Genomic DNA, 18,976 nt, shown 5'->3' with positions numbered 1-18,976 from the left:
ATGCGGTGGGTGGTGCGGGCCGCACCGGCACGCCGGGAGACCGGTCGGGGTCAGGGACCGGTACGTCGGGGCAGCCGGTGCAGTACGACCCGGTCGAGCCGACCGGCCAGCACCCGGGCGGTCAGGTAGGTGGCGTACGGCTGGGCCCGCCGGTCGGTGGGCGATCCGGGGTTGAGCAGGCGCAGCCCGCCCGGCGCGACGGTGTCCCAGGGGATGTGCGAGTGACCGAAGACCAGCAGGTCGCAGTCGGGGAACCGGGCGGCGCAGCGGGCCTCCCGGCCGGTACGCGGCCCGGTCTCGTGCACCACGGCGATCCGGAGTCCGGCCAGTTCGACCCGGGCCACCTCGGGCAGTCGGGCGCGCAGGGGCGGGCCGTCGTTGTTGCCGTACACGGCGACCAGCCGGCGGGCCCGGGCCTCGACGGCGTCGAGGAGCGCGACGTCGACCCAGTCCCCGGCGTGCAGCACCACGTCGGCGGCGTCGACGGCCGCCCAGAGCGGGTCGGGCAGGTCCCGCGCCCGGTGGGGTACGTGCGTGTCCGCCGTGATCACCAGCTGCATCGCACCTCCCCCGACGAGGACCTCGTCGTCCCGGGTATAGCAGAAGATCGTTGCCTGCGGGTGACGGGGACTTCCGTTGGCGCGGTCCGGCCCCGTACGGTGTAGGAGGCGTGGGAGCGCTTCCAGGGGCAAACTTCGATCGAGGAGAGACATGAGGACCAGACCACGGCTCGTGGCGGCGGGTGCCGCCACCGCTGCCTTCGCCGCTGCGGCGACCATCGCGGTCGGTGCGCTCCAGCCCCCGGCCGCCAGCGCGGCCGACTCCGCATTCTACGTCGACCCGCAGACCAGCGCCGCCCGCTGGGTCGCGGCCAACCCGGGCGACTCCCGGGCGGCGGTGATCCGGGACCGGATCGCCAACGTCCCGCAGGCCCGCTGGTACACCACCACCAACACCTCGACCGTACGCGGCGAGGTGGACGCCTTCGTCGGGGCCGCCGCCGCGGCGGGCAAGATCCCGATCCTGGTGGTCTACAACATCCCCAACCGGGACTGCAGCGGGGCCAGCGGTGGGGGCGCCCCCAACCACACCGCGTACCGGCAGTGGGTGGACCAGGTCGCCGCCGGCCTGGCCGGTCGACCGGCCACCATCGTCCTCGAACCGGACGTGCTGCCGCTGATGACCAGCTGCCAGAACGCCGGCCAGCAGGCCGAGACCAAGGCGTCGATGGCGTACGCCGGCAAGAAGCTCAAGTCCGGCTCGGCCCAGGCCAAGGTCTACTTCGACGCCGGGCACTCGGCCTGGCTCACCCCCGCCGAGGCCGCCTCCCGGCTCAACGGCGCGGACATCGCCAACAGCGCCGACGGCATCTCGCTCAACGTGTCGAACTACCGCACCACGTCCGAGGCCGTCTCGTACGCCAAGCAGGTGATCGCCGCGACCGGGGTGTCCCGGCTCAAGGCGGTCATCGACACCAGCCGCAACGGCAACGGGCCGGCCGGTTCCGAGTGGTGCGACCCGCCGGGCCGGGCCATCGGCACCCCGAGCACCACGAACACCGGCGACTCGGCGATCGACGCGTACCTGTGGGTGAAGCTGCCCGGTGAGGCCGACGGCTGCATCGCCGCCGCCGGGCAGTTCGTCCCGCAGCGGGCGTACGAGCTGGCCATGGCGGCCGGACCGACCACCCCGCCGACCACGCCGCCGACCACGCCGCCGGTGACCACCCCGCCGCCGACGACTCCCCCGGTGACCACCCCGCCGCCGGCCGGTGGCTGCGCGGTCACCGTCGTGCCGAACACCTGGACCGGCGGGTTCACCGCGGAGATCCGGGTGACCAACGGCGGTGCCGCGCTGAACGGCTGGACGCTGGCCTTCACCGGCGGGGACTCGGTCCGGCTGACCAACGGCTGGAACGGCGAGTGGAGCCAGTCCGGCACCCGGTTCACGGTCCGCAACGTCGCCTACAACGGCGCGGTGCCGGCCGGCGGGACGATCAGTCTCGGCGCACAGGGCACCTTCAGCGGCAGCACCCTTCCCCCGTTCACCAACTTCACCCTCAACGGTGCCGCCTGCTCCTCCTGACCACGACAGAGTGGGCCCCCGACCGCGCCGGCCGGGGGCCCACCGGTGCGTCAGGCGCCCTGGCCCTGGTTCTGCATCAGCCCACCGTCCATGAAGTACGTGCTGCCGGTGACATAGTCGGCCTCGTCGCTGGCGAGGAAGACCGCCAGCCGGCCGATCTCCCGCGGCTCGGCGGCCCGCTTCCACGGGATGCTCTGCACCTGCTCCTCGAGGTACTGCGGGTCGTCGATGGCCTTCTGGTTGAACGGGGTGAGCACCATGCCCGGCCCGATGTTGTTGACGTTCATCCGCATCGGGGCGACCTCCAGGGCCAGGCTCTTGGCGAACTCCAGCATCGCCCCCTTGCTGGCGTCGTAGTCCGCGCCGCCGGCCCGGGCCACCTCCTGGTGGATCGAGGTGACGTTGATGATCTTCCCGCCGCCGCCGGCGTCCCGACGGTGCCGGACGAACCGCCGCGAGCAGAAGAACGCCCCGTAGACGTTGGTCCGGATCGCCCGGTCCCAGGTCTCGGTGTCCAGGTCGGCCACCGGGATGCCGGACGCGTCCACCCCGGCGTCGTTCATCAGGATGTCCAGGGTGCCGAACTCGGCGACCGCCTCGTCGAACATCGACTCCACCTGACGCTCGTCGGTGATGTCGCCCTGGATCACCACCGCCCGCCGACCGGCCGCCTCGACCTGGTCGCGGGTCCGGTTCGCCCCGTCGTGGTCGTGCAGGTAGTGCACCACCACGTCGGCACCCTCCCGCCCGAACTCGATCGCCGTGGCCTGCCCGATCCCCGAGTCCGAGCCGGTGATCAGGGCGGTCTTCCCGGCCAGTCGTCCGGTCATGGTCCTGCTCCTTCCGTCGGACCCGCACCGGTCGGCACGGGCGGTGTCCCGGGGCGACGCCCGGCGCGCCGGCCCCTCGGTGTCGCGTGGACCGGCCCGTCGCGGGCCACCCCGGGCGTCACCGGGTCCGCTCCCCGGCGGGCTGCCGGACGGCCCGGGTGCGGGCCCGGTCGGCGCATTCGGTCAGCCGCCAGGCCGCATTGATCAGTCCGATGTGGGAGAACGCCTGCGGGAAGTTGCCGAGTTGCTCGCCGGTCACCGGGTCGATCTGCTCGGCGAACAGCCCCAGGTCGTTGACCCGCGCCACGAGCTGCTCGAACAGCCGCTCGGCCCGGTCCTGCTCCCCGGCCAGGGCCAGGCAGCCGACCAGCCAGAACGAGCAGATCACGAAACCGGCCGGGTCGCCGTCCCAGCGCCGCAGCAGCCCGTCGTGCGACAGTCGCCGCTCGACCAGGTCCATGGTGGCCCGCATCCGGGGGTCCTCGGCCGGCAGAAAGCCGACCAGCGGCATGATCAGGACCGAGGCGTCCAGGTCGGCGGAGTCGAACGCCCCGGCGTACGCGCCGAGCCGGTCGTTCCAGCCCCGGGTCAGCACCGCCTCCCGGACGGCGTCCCGGGCCGCCGCCCAGCGGGCCACGTCCGCCGCGTCACCGAGTCGCGGACCGAAGCGCACCGCCCGGTCCAGCGCCGTCCAGCACTGCACCTTCGACGAGACGTAGTGCCGTTCGGCGTCCCGGGCCTCCCACATGCCGGCGTCCGGCCGTCGCCAGTCGGTGGCCGCCTGGTCGGCCAGGGCGCGCAGCAGGGTACGCACCTCGGCCGACATCGGGTCCAGGTAGTGCCGCATCAGCCAGGCCGCGTCGAGCACCTCGCCGAGCACGTCGGACTGCCGTTGCCGCCAGGCGTCGTTGCCGACGAACACCGGCCGGCTGTCGGCGTACCCGCGCAGGTGGTCGAGGCGGTGTTCGGTCAGGTCACGTTCGCCCTCGACGCCGTACATGATCGGCGCGGGCTCGCCGTCGATCCGGCCCATCGCGCGGGCCACCCAGGCGAACTGCCGGTTCGCCTCGTCCGGACAGGCCGCGCGCCACAGCGCCTGGAGGGTGAGGCTGAAGTCGCGGACCCACACGTAGCGGTAGTCGTAGTTGCGGTCCCCGCCGGGTTCCTCCGGCAGCGAGGTGGTGGCCGCCGCGACCACCGCCCCGCTGGGCTGGTAGGTCATCCCCTGCACCACCATCGCGCTGCGCCGCACCTCGGCGCGGTAGCGGCCCCGGTAGTCGTGCAGGTCCGCCCAGGACCGCCAGCCGGTGGTGGCGTCGGCCAGCACCCGGCCGGCGGCCGGCACGGTCGGCCGGCCGCCGTCGTAGGTGGGAGTGAAGGCGCAGGTGAACCCGTACGTCTCGCCGGCCCGGACGTCGAACCGGGTGGTCGCCTCACCCACCCCGAACTCCACCGGCACGTCGCTGCGCAGCCGCAGGGTGGCCGCGCCGGCGGTCGCCTCGACCAGGCCGTCGCGGACGGTCAGGAACGCCGTCACCCGGCCGTACTCGAAGCGGGGCCGGTAGTGCAGTCGCATCCGGACGGTGCCGGAGAGCCCCTGCACGACGCGGGCCAGCATCCGGGGCGGCCGGCGACCGATCTCGTGCCCCCGGGCGCCCGGCTCCAGGGCCAGCGCGTCGGTGACGGCGACCGCGCCGTGCCGGGTGGTGAAGACGGTACGCAGCACCAGCGTGTCGTCCAGGTACGCGCGTTCGCACCCGGCCGCCCCGTCCGGGGCGATCGACCAGTGCCCCGCGTCGTCGTCGAGCAGCCGCCCGAAGACCGAGGGCGCGTCGAACCGGTACGGGCACCACCAGTTCACGCTGCCGGCCCGGTCGACCAGGGCGGCGGTGCCGCCGTCGGCCAGGAAGCCGTGCTCGCTGATCCGGCTGCTGTCCACGGGGCTGCCTACCCGGTCGGGCCGAGGCCCATACCTGCGCCGCCGGACCGGGCCCGGTGACGTTACCGCTCGAACCGGCGGGGAACGCGGGGTGTCGACCGAAGGAGGCGACCATGACCAGACCCTCGACTCCGACCGCCGCCTGGCAGCCCGGACCGCCGGGCGCTGGCGCGATGCCGTCCGGTCCCGCCGGTCGACCGGCGCCGTTCGGGGACGGCAACGGCCCACAGGGTGGCCGGCCCACCGTGACCATCGGGTCGTATCCGGACTATCCGTCCGCCCAGCGGGTGGTGGACCACCTGGCGGACAACCGGTTCCCGGTGGAGCACACCGCCATCGTCGGCACCAACCTCACCCTGGTGGAGACGGTGCTCGGCCGGATGACGACCGGACGGGCGGCCCTGGTCGGCGCCGGTACGGGTGCCTGGTTCGGGCTGTTCATCGGCCTGCTGTTCGGCCTTTTCACGGTCGGCAGCTGGGCGGCGGTGATCCTGGTCGGCCTGGTGATCGGGGCGATCTGGGGTGCCGTCTTCGGCGCGATCGCGCACGCCATGACCGGCGGTCGCCGGGACTTCACCTCGGCCAGTTCGCTGCGGGCCGGCCAGTACGCGGTCACCGTGGACGCCCAGCTGGCCGACCAGGCCCAGGAGCTGCTCGGCCGGATGCACCTGACGCCCACCCGGCGCACCGACCGGTGACCGGGGCCGCCCGACGGGCCGGCGGGGTTCTCCCCCGCCGGCCCGCGACGGGTGTGCCGGCGGCGTCAGGGGTCGGACAGGTGTGCCGACGGGCCGTCCTCCGCCGGGTGTCCGGCGGCGGCGTCAGGGGTCGACGGCGAGGCGGGCGTGCAGGTGCTCGTCGTGCCGTTTCCCGTCGCCGTACCGGTGCGACTGGCGCAGCGTCCCCTCCCACAGGTACCCCGCGCGCTCGGCCACCCGGCAGGAGGCCGGGTTCGCCACCGCGTGGCACAGCTCGATCCGGTACAGCCCGAGGGTGCCGAACGCCCACCCGGTCACCAGCCGCACGGCGGCGGAGGCGAAGCCCCGACCCCGCGCCGCGGGCACCGTCCAGTACCCGATGGACGCCTCGTCACCGTGGATACGGTGCAGCGAGACCGAGCCGGTCAGCTCCCCGGTGGCCGGGTCGGTGACGGCGAACGAGGCGTGGTCGCCGGCCGACCAGTCCCCCCGGGCCCGTACCCAGGCAGCCGCCGCGGCCAGGTCCGGCAGCGGCCACGGGTTCCACTGTGCCGTCTGCGGATCGCGCATCGCCGCGAGCACGGCCGGGGCGTCCCCGTCCTGCCAGGGGCGCAGCAGCAGATCGGCGGCGCTCAACTCGACGTGGTCCACGAGCCGGAAGTCTGACACGGCACCCGGTCGGCCCGCGCTCGAATTACGCTCGCGCCACCTGACCGGCCGGCACCGCCATCGATGGCCCTGAGCGGCGCAAACGTGGCCCCCGTACGGCTTTCGGGTGCCCCCGGATCGGGAAGTCAGGGATGATCTCCGGGCCTTCCCTGAGGAGAACGGGGCCGCTGTCCTGCCTATACTCGGCCATGCGATGGTCCCGGCGAGGGAGCTGCTCCGGATGAACATGATCGAGGCATACGTCGCCGAGCTGGACAAGGCCCTCCGTGGTCCCCGGGCGACCAAGGCCGATCTGCTCGCCGAGGCGCGGGACGGTCTGGTCGACGCGGCGGACGCGTACGAGAGCGCCGGCTTGGACCGGCTCGACGCCGAACGGCGGGCGGTGGCCGAGTTCGGCGCGGTCCCCGAGATCGCGTCCGGCTACCAGACCGAACTGGGGTTGGCCCAGGGCCGACGGACCGCATTGTTGATCTTCTTCGTGCTGGCCGCGCAGCCGGTGCTGTGGCGGTTGACCCGGCACCTGGCCGGCAGCGCCGGCTTCGACAGCCCCGGCTACCTGCTGGTCGAGGACGTGGTGAGCTGGATGGGCGCGGCGACCGTGCTCGCCGCCATCCTGGTCGTCACGGCCGCCGGGTACGGCGTGCGCTACCTGGGCGCCCGACGTCGGCTCGTCCGGGTCACCGGGGTCTTCGCCTTCGCCGTCTGCGTGGTCTTCTCCGTGCTCGGGGTGCTGTTGACCGCGCTCACCCCGAACGCGCTGATGAGCGTCGCCGGGCTGCCCAGCGCGCTGGTGTTCCTCGGCATTCCGCTGGCCGGGATCGGTGTCTCCGGGCGGAACTGCCTCAGCGCCGCCTGACGGGGGCCACCTGACCGGGTCACCTGGACGGGGCCGCCGTCCAGGTTCGGCTCAGGCGAGGCCGGGGGCCGTTCCCGGGCGGAGAAGCACGCCCTCCACCACGGCGGCGAAGTCCCGCCACTCGGAGCGCTCGGCGTCCAGCGCCCGGCGGCCGGTGCTGGTGAGCTGGTAGGTCCGGCGCTTGCGACCGCCGACGGTGCTCCACTCGCTCTGCACGTAGCCCGCCCGTTCCAGCCGCCGCAGGGCCGGGTAGAGGGTGCCGGTGGGCAGGTCGAGCGCGCCGCCGCTGCGGGCCTGGAGCGCCTCCATGATCGCGTAACCGTGCAGCGACTCCCGCTCCAGCACGGAGAGAATCAGGGCGTCGAGGTGCCCCCGCAACGCGTTTGGCCTCATGTAGCCAATCTACACGACCGGCCTGGAGTAGCCTAGCTACAGGTAGCTGCCCTATTCGCGGTGATCAGGGGTTCTGCGCGGTCGTCCCGCCGACGGGAATCCACCACCGTCACTCGACCCCGGGTCGAGCCGTCCCGATCATGCTGGCCCGGCCGGGCGCATCGGCGGGACCGGGTCGGCACCGCACCGGGACCGCCGTCGCCGCGCCCGCGCGGACCTGCGGACGAGGGCGGCGGGATGTACGCGTACAGGTTCCTGAGCAGTTGCGGGCGACTGGTCGTCAGCGCGGCCCGGGAGGTGTTCACCGGGCTGAGGTCGTTCGGCGCGGCGCTCATCGGTCTGCCGCTGCCGCCGGAGGCGTTCCCCGCACCCGGCACTCCCGCCCCGACCAGGGCGCGGGACACCGCCGCCCCGGACCCGACAGCCCGACCGGCCGGGCCAGCCGCAGACGCATGCCCGGCGGGGCCACCCGGGGCCACCCGACCGGCGGGGCCACCCGTGGGCGCACCCCCGACCGGGCACCCGGAGCGCCTCATCCCGCACGTACCGCCCACCCCGGTGGAACGCCGGCTCTGGTCCCAGCTCCGCTGACCCGCCGAACGGCCGCACCGCACGGCCACCGGGCGCGGGACGACTAGCAGCGCAGGGCAACCAGCAGTGCAGGGCCGCCACCGGCGCGGGGCGGTCACCCGCCCGCCGGGACCGTCACCGTCCGGGCCGAGCCCCCGTCCGGGCCGGGACGGCTCACATGCCCTTGAGACCGTGCGCGGTGGCCAGTACCACGACGTCGGAGTCGGCGGTCATCGTGCCGGCGGCCAGCGCCTGGGAGACCGCGACCAGCCCGGCCGCGCTGCTCGGCTCCAACGGCAGACCGGCCCGCCAGAGCCGCCGCGTCTCGGCCAGCACCCGCTCGTCGTCCACCGCCTCGGCGTGACCCCGGGAACGGCGGACCGCCTCGACCGCCTGCAGGGCGAGCTGGTTGCCGCCCAGCGACGGCATCGCGCGGGTGGTGCCGGGGAAGGTGGCGTACGGGTCGGCCCCGGCGAGCACGGACACCACCCGGGGGAACGGCTCGACCAGCAGGATCCGGGGCACCGCGCCGGCACCGAGCAGCTCCCGGAAACCGAGGTACACCCCCCAGGCCAGGTCGCCCCGGGAGGCCGGCACGACCACCCACTCCGGGGCCGCGCCGGAGCGGTCGGTGAGGATCTCCTCGGCGACGAGCTTGTACCCCTCGATGCCGAACGGGCTGCTCCCCACCGGGGGGACGACGAAGTTCGTGACCGGGAGCATGGTCGTCGAGTCCCGGTACCCGGCGATGTGCTCCCACCGCTGCTCGCTGTGCGGGAAGGAGACCACCTCGGCGCCGAGGTCGCGCATCAGGTCCACCACCTGGCCGGGGGTGTCGTCGGTGACCGCGATCTCGCAGCGCAGCCCGGCCCGTCCGCAGTACGTGGCCAGGGACACCCCGGCGTTGCCGGAGGAGGCGGCGGCGATCCCCTGGTAGCCGGCGTGCACCGCCCGGCTGACCGCCACCGCGCTGAACCGGTCCTTGTGCGAGCCGGTCGGGTTGGCCCCCTCCCACTTCAGCGTGACGTCGAGACCGGGAACCGCCCCGGTGACGTCGGTCAGCAGCGGGGTGCCGCCCTCGCCGAGGGTAACCGGCCGCAGGTAGGGCTGCTCGACCCCGCCGGGGCCACCGGGCGCGTACGCACACTCCAGGTTCGCCGGGGTGCCCTCGGCCAGGCAGGCGGGACAGCCGGTGGAGTGGTCGGCGATCTCGTACCGGCGACCGCAGCGGATGCAGACGAGCCCGGTCAGCCGCGGGTTCTGAACGGTGGGCATGACTCCCCCAGACCTGGATGGACGGACAGCAGCCGGACAGGCCCGCCACGGGACGGCCGGCCGGGGGCGTCCAGTTTAGGCGGTGATCCACCCACCCGACCCGGAGGTGCCGGCGCGGCGATCCACCCACCCAACCCGGCAGTGATCGACCCAGCCGACCCCGAGGTGATCGACCCGGCCGACCCCGAGGTGGCGGCGCGGCGGCGGTACTCCACCCGGCCGGACCTGCGGCGGCTCACCGGCGCAGGGCGGCGTACCCCTGGGACGGGAAGGCGGCACCGGCGCGTCCGGCCAGGCGCAGTCCCTCCCAGACGGTCGCCTCGTTGCTGGACACGACCGGTACGCCGAGGCGTTCGCGCAGGATCCCGGCCGCCTCCAGGCCCCGGAAGGCGGTGCAGCTGATGAAGATCCCCTCGGCGCGTCCGAGGTCGGTGACCGCGTCGGCGATCCCCGCCGGCGGCACCGAGGCGGTGTCCAGCGGATCCGGCAGGGCCGGGCCGGCGGTACCGGTCACCTCGATGCCGTGCGCGCCCAGGAACTTCACCACCAGGTCGTCCAGCCACGGCTCGTACGGGGTGAGCAGCAGCACCCGGGTCAGGCCGAGCGAGCGCAGCGCCGCCACCGCCGCGGTGGACGTGGTGGAGGCCGGCACCCCGGACGCCTCGGTGATCCGTTCGGTGATCGCGGTGTCGTAGCCGAGCCCGTGGTAGAGGCTGCCGCTGGTGCAGGCGAAGACGATGGAGCCGACGGCCGCGTGGGCGAGCAGCCGGGCGGCCCCGGGCACCGAGTCGGCGAGCGCGGCGAGTTGTTCCGGGGTGTCCCGGGTGATCGGCATCCGCGCCACGTGGGCACTGACCGGATCGGGCAGACTCAGCCGTAGGTCCCGTTCGATGACGGTGTTGACGCTGGGCACCAGGAAACCGAGCCGGTGGGTCCACTCCGGATCGTGGGGGGTCTGCGGCATGGGCCGACGGTAGCCAGGCTGACTCAAGGGTCAGACGAGCGCCGATCGGAGGAGTCGCCTTCGGCCTTTCGGTTTAGGTAGGGTGGCTACGTGTAGCGTAGTAGGCTGTGACCGGTCACCCACTCCGCCGGTCTCCCCCGTGAGGAGCCTGATCATGACCCTGAGCCGTCGACGTCTGATCCAACTGGCCGGCGGCGCGGCAGCCGCCGTCCCCCTGGCCGGATGCTCCGAGATCGGCGACCGGATCGGCGACAACCTCGGCAGCCGGTCCGGCTCCAGCACCGGCTCCAAGATGTCCAGCGAGATCGACATCCCCGAGCCGTTCCAGATCCCCCTGCCCCGGCCGCAGGTGCTCAAACCCAGCAACTCCGACGGCACCACCGACTTCTACGAGGTTACCCAACGGGCCGCCAAGGTCGAGATCATTCCCGGGCACCAGACCGAGATCTGGGGATACAACGGCACCTTCCCCGGGCCGACCATCGAGTCGCGCGCCGGCCGGCGCACCGTCGTCCGGCACCGCAACGAGCTGTCCGTGCCGGTGGTCGTGCACCTGCACGGCGGGAAGACCCCGCCGGAGCACGACGGCTACCCGATCGACTTCCTGCTCCCCAAGGGCGGCTACCAGCACGGCGGCAGCATGCCCGGCCACGACATGAAGGCCGGCAACACCAGCGAGGGCACGAAGGACTACATCTACCCGCTCGACCAGCCCGCCGCCACGCTCTGGTACCACGACCACCGGATGGACTTCACCGGCCCCCAGGTCTACCGGGGGCTCGCCGGTTTCCACCTGGTCCGCGACGACGAGGAGGACGCCCTCCCGCTGCCCAAGGGCGAGAAGGAGGTGCCGCTGTTCATCTGCGACCGGGCCTTCGCCGGGGACGGCTCGTTCCGCTATCCGGCATCCGACCACTCGCTGCACGACCCGGGCGTGACCGGGCAGTTCTCCAACGGGGTGCTCGGCGACGTGATCCTGGTCAACGGCGCGCCCTGGCCCACCATGGACGTCACCAACACCCGCTACCGGTTCCGGGTCCTCAACGGCTCCAACGCCCGCCGGTACGCGCTCAGCCTCGACCCGAAGCCCGGCGAGGGCCGGTCGTTCGTCCAGATCGGCAGCGACGCCGGACTGCTCGGCGCGCCGATCGGGCACGACAAGATCGAGATCGCCCCGGCCGAGCGGTACGACCTGGTCATCGACTTCTCCCAGTTCAAGGTCGGCACCCGGGTGACCCTGCGCAACGAACTGGACAACGGCAAGCTCGGCGCGATCATGCAGTTCCACGTCGCCTCCCGCGCCACCGACGACAGCACCGTGCCCGGCAAACTGGCCGACTTCGAGCAGCTCGACCGGTCCCAGGCCGTGGTGACCCGGCAGTTCCTGTTCGGTCAGGGCGTCTCCGGGGGCAAGCAGATCTGGGCGGTCAACGGCAAACCGTTCGACCCGAACCGAATCGACGCCCAACCCAAGCTCGGCACGGTGGAGATCTGGAAGCTGGTCACCGACGTGCACCACCCGGTGCACCTGCACCTGGCGCACTTCCAGGTGCTCAGCCGGATGACCAAGGCACCGCTGGCCCGCGACGCCGGCTGGAAGGACACCGTGGACATCCTCCCCGGCCAGATCGTCGAGGTGGCCGCGAAGTTCACCGGCTACCAGGGCAAGTACGTCTTCCACTGCCACAACCTCGAACACGAGGACATGGTGATGATGAGCAACCTCCAGGTGGTCTGACTCCCCCGTTCACGACCACTGCACCGACCGGCGCGTACCCCCTGCGGGTGCGCGCCGGTCGGCGTCTGCGCGCCCGGTCGCCACCACGCGGCCACCGGATCACCGTGGGTGTCCGGCCCGTCCCTCGGCCGGCCGGCCGAGGCCATCGACCGTGCTGACTTGAGCCCTTTCCAATCGGCCTTCGAGCCGCCGGTGGAAACGTGCGCAGCGGCGGAGCCGGCGAACGTGGGCCCGCCCGTCAGGCCAGCCGCCTCAACCGTTCACCACGCGAAAGGATCCGCGAGCATGCCGTACGCCGCGATCAGCTACGACGTCATTCCGGGACACGAGGACGAGATCGCCGAGATCTTCTCCAACTTCCGGCGGGTCAGCACGCCGATCATGAAGAACGAGCAGGGCGAGGAGGTCGGCCGGCTGCTCGGCAGCGCCGTCTTCATCAAGGACGAGATCGTCGTCCGGGTCATCCACTACGAGGGCGACCTGGCCGCCGTCGGCCGCCACATGGGCCAGCAGTCCGGCGTGCACGACCTGGAGGGCCGGCTCGCCCCGTACCTGAAGACCAAGCGCGACACCACCAGCCCGGAGAAGTTCGCCCAGCACTTCCGCGCCTCGCACATGCGCTGCATCGCGCAGCTCACCAAGGAGAACTACCCCGGCCCGCTGCCGGCCGGCGTCGAGGGCTGAACCGCCCCGACCCGTCCCGGTTGCCGGCGGCGGCACCCCCGCCGCCGGCAACCGTCCATCTCCCCACCTCGATCAGCGCGGAAAGGTAGTTCCATGTCTGGCGTTTTTGGCTGGATCGACTTCACCCGGGACCTGGTCCTGGACCGACCCGTCGTCACCATGTTGACGGCCACGCTGGCCCAGCGCGGCCCGGACGGCGAGGCCGTGTGGGTCTCCCCGCGCGCCGCCCTGGGCTACCGCACCCTCGACGTGGACGGCAACGTCGGCCGGCAGCCGTTCGTCACCGAGGTCGACGGCAGCCCGGTCGTCGTCGCGGTGACCGGCGCGCCGCTCGGGCTGGAGGACCTGCGGCAGCGGCTGCGCTCCGCCGGCCGCGGCTTCGCCCCGGAGACCCCGGCGGTCGAGCTGATCTCCGCCGCGTACCAGCAGTGGGGGGTGGAGTTCATCCCCTGGCTGGCCGGGCCGTTCGCGGTGGTCGTCTGGGACGCCCGCACCGAGGAGCTGGTGCTGGCCCGCGACCAGCTCGCCCAGCAGCCGCTCTACTACACGCACACCTCCACCGGGCTGATCTTCGCCACCGAACGGAAGGCGCTGCTGGCGCACCCGGAGGTGGAGGCGGTGCTGGACGTCACCGGGCTGCGGGAGGCGATCTCCCACGCGCTGCCGCCCGGCCCGCTGTTCAAGGGGCTGGAGTCGGTCAAGGGCGCGGAGATCGCCCGGTTCAGCCGGGCCGGCTGGCGCAAGCAGACGTACTGGAAGCTCACCTCCCGGCCGCACGAGGAGGACCTGGACAGCACCACCGCCACGGTCCGCCGGATGCTGGAGGACAGCATCCGGGAGACCCTGCCGGCGGACACGTCCAAGCTGGTGGCGACGCTGTCCGGGGGCATCGACTCGTCGTCGGTGGCCGCGCTGGCCGCCGCCGAGCTGCGCCGCCGTAGCGGTGACAAGCTGCGCACGTACACGGTGGACTTCAAGGCCAGCGAGTTCGAGGCGGACGTCATGCGGGACACCCGTGACTCGCCGTACGCGCAGGCCGTCGCGGACCGGATCGACTCGGTGCACAACCTGGTCGAGCTGGAGTCCACCGACATCCTGCACCCGATCATCCGGCAGGGCATGCTGCGCGCCAAGGACGCCCCGACCCGGATCTACGACATGGAGACCTCGCAGTACCTGTTCATCCAGCACGCCAGCGCGCAGGGCGGCCGGATCGTGCTCACCGGCGGCGCGGGCGACCAGCTCTTCCAGGGTGCCCGGTGGTCCACCGACCAGGGGCTGGTGGAGTCCGGCACCTTCCCGTGGATCGCCCTGGCCCAGCGGTTCGGCGCGGCCAACGGGTTCGGCACCGCCCTGCTCAACGCGGACACCCTGGCCGCGCTGGAACTGCCGGCGTACTACGCGGACGAGTACCAGAAGGCGCTCGGCGAGATCGAGTACCTGCCCGGCGAGGACGAGTGGCAGCGCAACATGCGTCGGGTGTCGTACCTGGTGCTCACCCGGGGTCCGCTGGACTCGTCGGTGTTCGCCGCGGCCGGCCTGCAGACCCGCGCCCCGATCAACTACTACAAGCTGGTCGAGTACGCCTACAACATCCCGGCGGCGTACCAGCACCACGGTGGGATCGAGAAGAGCCTGCTCCGCGCGGCGGTCGCCGACCTGCTGCCGGAGGAGGTGCTCAAGCGCCGGCAGAGCGCCACGCCGGTCAGCAACCACCCCAGCTACGCGCAACGGCTCCAGGACGAGTTCCGGGCGATCCTCGCCGACCCGAACGCGCCGGTCCTGCCGCTGATCGACGTCGAGGCCGCACGGGCCCTGGCCGAGAACGCGCCCCGGCTGGCCAAGGACCGGCTCGCCCGCGCCGCGGCTGAGCTGACCCTCCAGCTCAACCTGTGGCTGCACCACTACCGGGTACGGCTGGCGCTGTGACAGCCGCCACCTGAGCGGCACCCGCGTCGACCGCTCCCCGCACCGACCGACACCAATCCGCTCGCATCGGCGACTTCACGGCGTAGGGGTACGACATGATCAATGACAGTGTGTTGGACACAATCGGCCGTACCCCGGTGGTCCGGCTCAACCGGCTCCGGGTCGACAACGGCTCGGAGATCCTGCTCAAGCTGGAGTCCCGCAACCCGGCCGGCAGCGTCAAGGACCGCACCGCGCTGTCCATGGTGCTGGAGGCGGAACGCGACGGGCGGCTCAAGCCGGGCGGCACCATCATCGAGTCCTCCTCCGGCAACACCGCCAAGGGACTCGCGCTGATCGGTGCCGCCCGCGGGTACCGGGTCATCCTGGTCACCGACCCGAAGGCCCCGGCGTCCATGGTGGAGTACGTCTCCGCGTTCGGCGCCGAGCTGGAGATCGTCCGGGAGCCGGACGAGACCGGCTACCAGCGGCCCCGGCTGAACCGGGTGCACGAGCTGCTGGCGTCCACCCCGGGGGCGTTCTGGCCCAACCAGTACGACAACCCGGCCAACCCGAAGATCCACGCCGAGCAGACCGCGTACGAGATCCTCGACGACGTGGGCCAGTTCGACGCGCTGGTCGCGGCGGTCGGCACCGGTGGGCACATCAGCGGCCTCGCCGAGACGTTGAAGAAGAAGCTGCCCGACGTGGTGACCGTCGGGGTGGACGCCAAGGGGTCGAGCGCGTTCGGCTTCCCGTACGAGACGTGGCTGATGCGCGGCCTGGGCATCGCCTGGAAGCCGGAGAACCTCACCACCGAACTGGTCGACCGGGTGCACCTGGTCGCCGACCACGAGGGCATCGCCACCAGCCGGCTGCTGGCCCGCCGGGAGGGGCTGCTGGTCGGCGAGTCGGCCGGCGCGGCGGTGTTCGGGGCGCTGCACCACGCCCACCACCACCCGGGGTCCCGGATCGTCGCGGTGGCCCCGGACGACGGCGGCAACTACCTCGGCGAGTCGTACGACGACGAGTGGCTGCGCGCGCACGGCCTGGGCGACCAGGTGGCCGCGCTGGCCACGGCGGAGCTGCTGGTCACCGCCGCCAAGGACCCGGCCTGGCCGGCGATGACCCTGGAGCAGGTGTCCCGCCTGGTCACGAGTGCCTGAGGAGGATCCGGTGTTCGCCAACCTGGAACGGCTCGCCCGGTTCATGGACGAGCAGGGCCTGGACGGTCTGGTCGCCACGACCATCGAGAACGTCTACTACCTGACCGGGGTCGCCGCCGTCGGCCTGGAGATCTTCCCGCACACCGGTCAGGCGTACGCGGTGGTCACCCGGGACGCCCTGGACAAACCGCACTTCGTGGCGTCCCGGTGCGACATCGACCAGGCGCTCGACGCGGCCGTCGAGATCGCCGGCGCGGTCGGGTACGGGATCTTCTACCGGGAGCTGCCCGACGGCGTCGAGCTGACCGACCGGGAGAAGAAGCTGGTCGCCACCTCGGTGGACGCCCCGACCGTGCCGACCCCGCTGGACGCGCTGGTGGAGACGCTGCGCCGGGCCGGCCTCGACGGGGCCCGGATCGGGCTGGACGAGGACGGGGTGGGGCACGGCTACCCGGACGCGCTGCGGGAGAAGCTGCCCGGCCTCGACGTCCACTTCGTGTCCCAGGCGCTGCGCTGGGCCCGCAAGGTCAAGACCGCCCGGGAGGTACGCAGCATCACCGCCGCCGCGGCGGCGGCCGAGGTGGGCATCAAGGCGGTGAACGCGCTGGCCCGGCCCGGGGTGACCGAGCTGGAGCTGGTCCGCGAGTTCGAGCGGGCGGTGGCCGGGGTCGGCGCGCGGGCCAAGTTCAGCCACATCAAGATCGGTCGGGGCGGGGTGGCCGGGCAGACCCGGCCCAGCAACGTGGCGCTGCGCCGGGGCGACGCGATCTGGTTCGACGTCGGCTGCGTGGTCGACGGGTACTGGGCCGACATCGCCCGGGTGTCCTGCCTGGGTGAGCCGTCGGACAAGCTGGTCCGCTACTACGCGGCGATGAAGGCCGGCTGCGACCGGGCGTACGCCGAGGCCAAGCCCGGCATGACCGGCGGTGAGCTGTTCGACCTGACCGTCGACGCGGTGCACCAGGCCGGGGTGCCGCACTACCGGCGCAACCACGTCGGGCACGGCATCGGCGTCGAGCTGTACGACCGGGTGAACGTCACCCCCGGCAACACCGACGACCTGGAGGAGGGCGTGGTCGTCAACATCGAGACCCCGTACTACGAGTTCGGTCTCGGTGCCGTCCAGGTGGAGGACCCGTTCCTGGTGACCGCCACCGGCAACCAACTCCTCACCACCCTCGACCGCGACCTGATCGTCCTGGACTGAGGTGCGGGGACGGTGCCCCTGCGGTCGGTGGATCTCCATACCGCAGGGGCACCGTCCGCTGCCCGGACCGCGGCTGCGACCATCGCGGGCGTGCGGGACGAGAACCTGGTGGGCCGGTGGGACACCGGCCCCTACGACTACGGCGTGATGGAGTCGGGTTGGCTGGCGCTGCGCGGCGACGGCACCGGCTGGAGCGCCTGGGCCAACGTCGGCGGCGGTTCGGTGAGCCGGCTGACCTGGTCCTCGTGCGGGGACGCCGGCACCGGTGTCCTCGAGCTGCGGTACACCTGGACCGCCACCGGCGACTGGTCGCCCGGCACGCCGCCGACCCTCACCAGGGTCGACGAGGAGGGACCGGACGACACGGTGCTGTGCACCCGCTACACGGTCAGCGTCCGGACGCCACCGCTGGCGCAGGCACCGGCGACCACCCTGCACCTGGCCAAAGCGGTCGAGTGCGCGCACGACTTCGCGCTCGTCACCCGGGAGGTCGAGCCGTCCGACCCGGCGGGGCGGTGAACGGCGGTCAGGCGACGTGCCGGCCGGCGCGCCAGTCCTCGGCGTTCTCCCGCCACATCGACCAGGTGCGGACCAGGAACACGCCGCCACCGACGCCGAGCGCCACCGCCAGGCCGAGCGCGAACCAGGCGTCCAGGTAGTCGTCGCCCCACCGGGCGTCGCGCACGATGTCCGCCGGGGCGGCGGGGTCGTACACCACGCGGGCCGCGTCGCCCACCCGCGGTCGGGGGTGCCAGCGGTATTCGGTGACCTCCGCGCGTACCTGCCGGCCGTCGGCGGTGGTGAAGGCGACCACCACGTACGCCTCCCGTGCCTGGGCGTTCACCTCCCGGACGGTGGCCCCGGCCGGTACGCCGTGGTGGTTCAGCCGGTACGTGTGGTGGGCCGACTCGACACCCAGGTACCCGAAGACCGTCGTGCCGACCGCCAGCGCCAGCGCGCTGCACCACGGGTGACGCAACCAGTACCCGGGCAGCCAGCGGCTCCGCAGCCGCCTCTTCCGCCGCTGCCGTCGCCCTTGCCGCCACCCCATGCCACCATCCTGCCCGCCCAGGTCGATCGGCCGGTCGGGTGGCCGGTCGGCGGCGGCGGGTGGGTGGTCGGGTGGCTGGTCGGGTTGGGCGGCCGGGCGGCTGGGACGGGCGCTGCTGGCCGGCCCCGCCGAAGCTCGAGACGAACTCGATCTACTTCGATATATCATCGCGCTGATGATCATGGCCCTGTGGCCCGACCGATCCCCGGAGGCACGATGAGTTCACGTCTCGCCCGCCTGCTCGGCACCATCGCGCTCGTGGTGGGAGCCGCCGTCGTACCGGCGGGCCCGGCCGGCGCGCACGCCACCGCCGACACGATCAACGTCTACCCGCCGATCGAGGGATCGTCCACCTGGGACCGGTTCGGGCTGTCCGCCCCGGCCAGCCACCACATCGTCTTCGGCAACTGGGGCTACACCAACGACTGGGCGGTCGACATCTACCGCAACCCGGGCGCCACCGTCGTCTCGCCGTTCGGCAGCAAGACCGCCGCCGGGCACCCGGTGGCGGTCACGGTGGTCACCGTCCGGCCGGGCTGCGCGACCGGCAACCTCGCCGACGGCGGCTACCGGATCGGGCTGGAGGCGCGGGACACCACGACCGGCGAGGTCATCGGCCGGGCGGACGTCATGCACGTCAACAACAAGCCCGGCGGCATCGTCGTCGGCGCGACGGTCGGCCCGTGGACCAAGCTCGGCGAGACCGGCCGGTTCCGGTACTCCAGCTGCTACCAGGTCAACGGCGACAGCGGCGCGCACATCCACCTCGAGGTGATCAACCAGCACCGGTACTCGTGCTACATCCGCCGCGCCGCCAACACCGCTCTCGGCGACGAGACCGTGATCGGCCGGATCGGCACCCACCACTCGGGCCAGCGCGCGGTCTGCTGACCCGACCGACGAGACGACGTGGTCCCGCGCCGACGTAACGGCGCGGGACCAC

The 18,976-nt window shown here is 72.8% G+C and carries 19 protein-coding genes; 11 read left to right on the top strand and 8 right to left on the bottom strand.

Annotated features, from left to right (window positions below):
• Positions 1-50: 50 nt before the first annotated feature.
• Complete coding sequence (locus tag PVK37_RS16940; protein ID WP_275028378.1) at positions 51-560, bottom strand: metallophosphoesterase family protein; 510 nt, start codon at positions 558-560, stop codon at positions 51-53.
• A 151-nt stretch (positions 561-711) separates the two neighbouring features.
• Here PVK37_RS16940 and PVK37_RS16935 point away from each other — a divergent pair, with 151 nt between their 5' ends.
• A complete protein-coding gene (locus PVK37_RS16935) occupies positions 712-2,085 on the top strand; it encodes a glycoside hydrolase family 6 protein (protein ID WP_275028376.1) in 1,374 nt (457 codons plus the stop codon).
• A 50-nt stretch (positions 2,086-2,135) separates the two neighbouring features.
• Here PVK37_RS16935 and PVK37_RS16930 read toward each other — a convergent pair whose 3' ends face one another.
• Positions 2,136-2,915 (bottom strand): glucose 1-dehydrogenase, encoded by a 780-nt coding sequence (locus tag PVK37_RS16930; protein WP_275028374.1) that lies wholly within the window; start codon positions 2,913-2,915, stop codon positions 2,136-2,138.
• 118 nt (positions 2,916-3,033) lie between these two features.
• Entirely contained in the window at positions 3,034-4,854 is a 1,821-nt protein-coding gene (locus PVK37_RS16925; protein WP_275028372.1) for a glycoside hydrolase family 15 protein, read from the bottom strand.
• A 113-nt stretch (positions 4,855-4,967) separates the two neighbouring features.
• Here PVK37_RS16925 and PVK37_RS16920 point away from each other — a divergent pair, with 113 nt between their 5' ends.
• Complete coding sequence (locus PVK37_RS16920; RefSeq protein ID WP_275028370.1) at positions 4,968-5,552, top strand: general stress protein; 585 nt, start codon at positions 4,968-4,970, stop codon at positions 5,550-5,552.
• 123 nt (positions 5,553-5,675) lie between these two features.
• Here the strand turns inward: PVK37_RS16920 and PVK37_RS16915 are convergent, their stop codons facing one another.
• Positions 5,676-6,203 (bottom strand): GNAT family N-acetyltransferase, encoded by a 528-nt coding sequence (locus PVK37_RS16915; protein WP_275028368.1) that lies wholly within the window; start codon positions 6,201-6,203, stop codon positions 5,676-5,678.
• A gap of 211 nt (positions 6,204-6,414) precedes the next feature.
• Here PVK37_RS16915 and PVK37_RS16910 point away from each other — a divergent pair, with 211 nt between their 5' ends.
• Positions 6,415-7,077: a permease prefix domain 1-containing protein gene (locus PVK37_RS16910; protein WP_275028367.1), complete on the top strand. Its 663-nt coding sequence runs from the start codon at positions 6,415-6,417 to the stop codon at positions 7,075-7,077.
• A 51-nt stretch (positions 7,078-7,128) separates the two neighbouring features.
• Here PVK37_RS16910 and PVK37_RS16905 read toward each other — a convergent pair whose 3' ends face one another.
• Entirely contained in the window at positions 7,129-7,470 is a 342-nt protein-coding gene (locus tag PVK37_RS16905) for a PadR family transcriptional regulator (protein ID WP_275028366.1), read from the bottom strand.
• Positions 7,471-7,707: 237 nt separating this feature from the next.
• Here PVK37_RS16905 and PVK37_RS16900 point away from each other — a divergent pair, with 237 nt between their 5' ends.
• On the top strand, positions 7,708-8,061 hold the full coding sequence (locus tag PVK37_RS16900) for a DUF6059 family protein (protein ID WP_275028365.1): 354 nt from the start codon (positions 7,708-7,710) through the stop codon (positions 8,059-8,061).
• 153 nt (positions 8,062-8,214) lie between these two features.
• Here PVK37_RS16900 and PVK37_RS16895 read toward each other — a convergent pair whose 3' ends face one another.
• Entirely contained in the window at positions 8,215-9,315 is a 1,101-nt protein-coding gene (locus PVK37_RS16895) for a threonine synthase (protein WP_275028364.1), read from the bottom strand.
• A 235-nt stretch (positions 9,316-9,550) separates the two neighbouring features.
• Positions 9,551-10,279 (bottom strand): maleate cis-trans isomerase family protein, encoded by a 729-nt coding sequence (locus tag PVK37_RS16890; RefSeq protein ID WP_275028363.1) that lies wholly within the window; start codon positions 10,277-10,279, stop codon positions 9,551-9,553.
• 154 nt (positions 10,280-10,433) lie between these two features.
• Here PVK37_RS16890 and PVK37_RS16885 point away from each other — a divergent pair, with 154 nt between their 5' ends.
• From PVK37_RS16885 to PVK37_RS16860, 6 genes are all read left to right on the top strand, one after another.
• A complete protein-coding gene (locus PVK37_RS16885; protein ID WP_275028362.1) occupies positions 10,434-12,017 on the top strand; it encodes a multicopper oxidase family protein in 1,584 nt (527 codons plus the stop codon).
• A 285-nt stretch (positions 12,018-12,302) separates the two neighbouring features.
• Positions 12,303-12,701, top strand: coding sequence for a SchA/CurD-like domain-containing protein (locus tag PVK37_RS16880; RefSeq protein WP_275028361.1), 399 nt, complete (start codon positions 12,303-12,305; stop codon positions 12,699-12,701).
• Positions 12,702-12,794: 93 nt separating this feature from the next.
• Positions 12,795-14,630 carry an asparagine synthase (glutamine-hydrolyzing) gene (asnB, locus tag PVK37_RS16875; protein ID WP_275028360.1) on the top strand — a complete coding sequence of 612 codons (1,836 nt, stop codon included), beginning with the start codon at positions 12,795-12,797 and terminating at the stop codon, positions 14,628-14,630.
• Positions 14,631-14,725: 95 nt separating this feature from the next.
• On the top strand, positions 14,726-15,775 hold the full coding sequence (locus PVK37_RS16870; protein WP_275028359.1) for a PLP-dependent cysteine synthase family protein: 1,050 nt from the start codon (positions 14,726-14,728) through the stop codon (positions 15,773-15,775).
• 10 nt (positions 15,776-15,785) lie between these two features.
• Positions 15,786-16,982, top strand: a complete 1,197-nt coding sequence (locus PVK37_RS16865) for a M24 family metallopeptidase (protein WP_275028358.1) — start codon at positions 15,786-15,788, stop codon at positions 16,980-16,982.
• Positions 16,983-17,072: 90 nt separating this feature from the next.
• Entirely contained in the window at positions 17,073-17,501 is a 429-nt protein-coding gene (locus PVK37_RS16860; protein ID WP_275028357.1) for a hypothetical protein, read from the top strand.
• Between the two features lie 7 nt (positions 17,502-17,508).
• Here PVK37_RS16860 and PVK37_RS16855 read toward each other — a convergent pair whose 3' ends face one another.
• Entirely contained in the window at positions 17,509-18,033 is a 525-nt protein-coding gene (locus PVK37_RS16855) for a DUF3592 domain-containing protein (RefSeq protein WP_275028356.1), read from the bottom strand.
• 216 nt (positions 18,034-18,249) lie between these two features.
• On the opposite strand from PVK37_RS16855, the gene PVK37_RS16850 reads away from it, so the two are divergent.
• Positions 18,250-18,924 (top strand): hypothetical protein, encoded by a 675-nt coding sequence (locus PVK37_RS16850; protein ID WP_275028355.1) that lies wholly within the window; start codon positions 18,250-18,252, stop codon positions 18,922-18,924.
• The last annotated feature ends 52 nt before the right edge of the window (positions 18,925-18,976 follow it).

Source organism: Micromonospora cathayae, assembly GCF_028993575.1.
GTDB classification, from domain to species: domain Bacteria; phylum Actinomycetota; class Actinomycetes; order Mycobacteriales; family Micromonosporaceae; genus Micromonospora; species Micromonospora cathayae.
The sequence above is the reverse complement of the archived record's forward strand: the minus strand, read 5'-3'. Positions and strand labels throughout refer to the sequence as shown.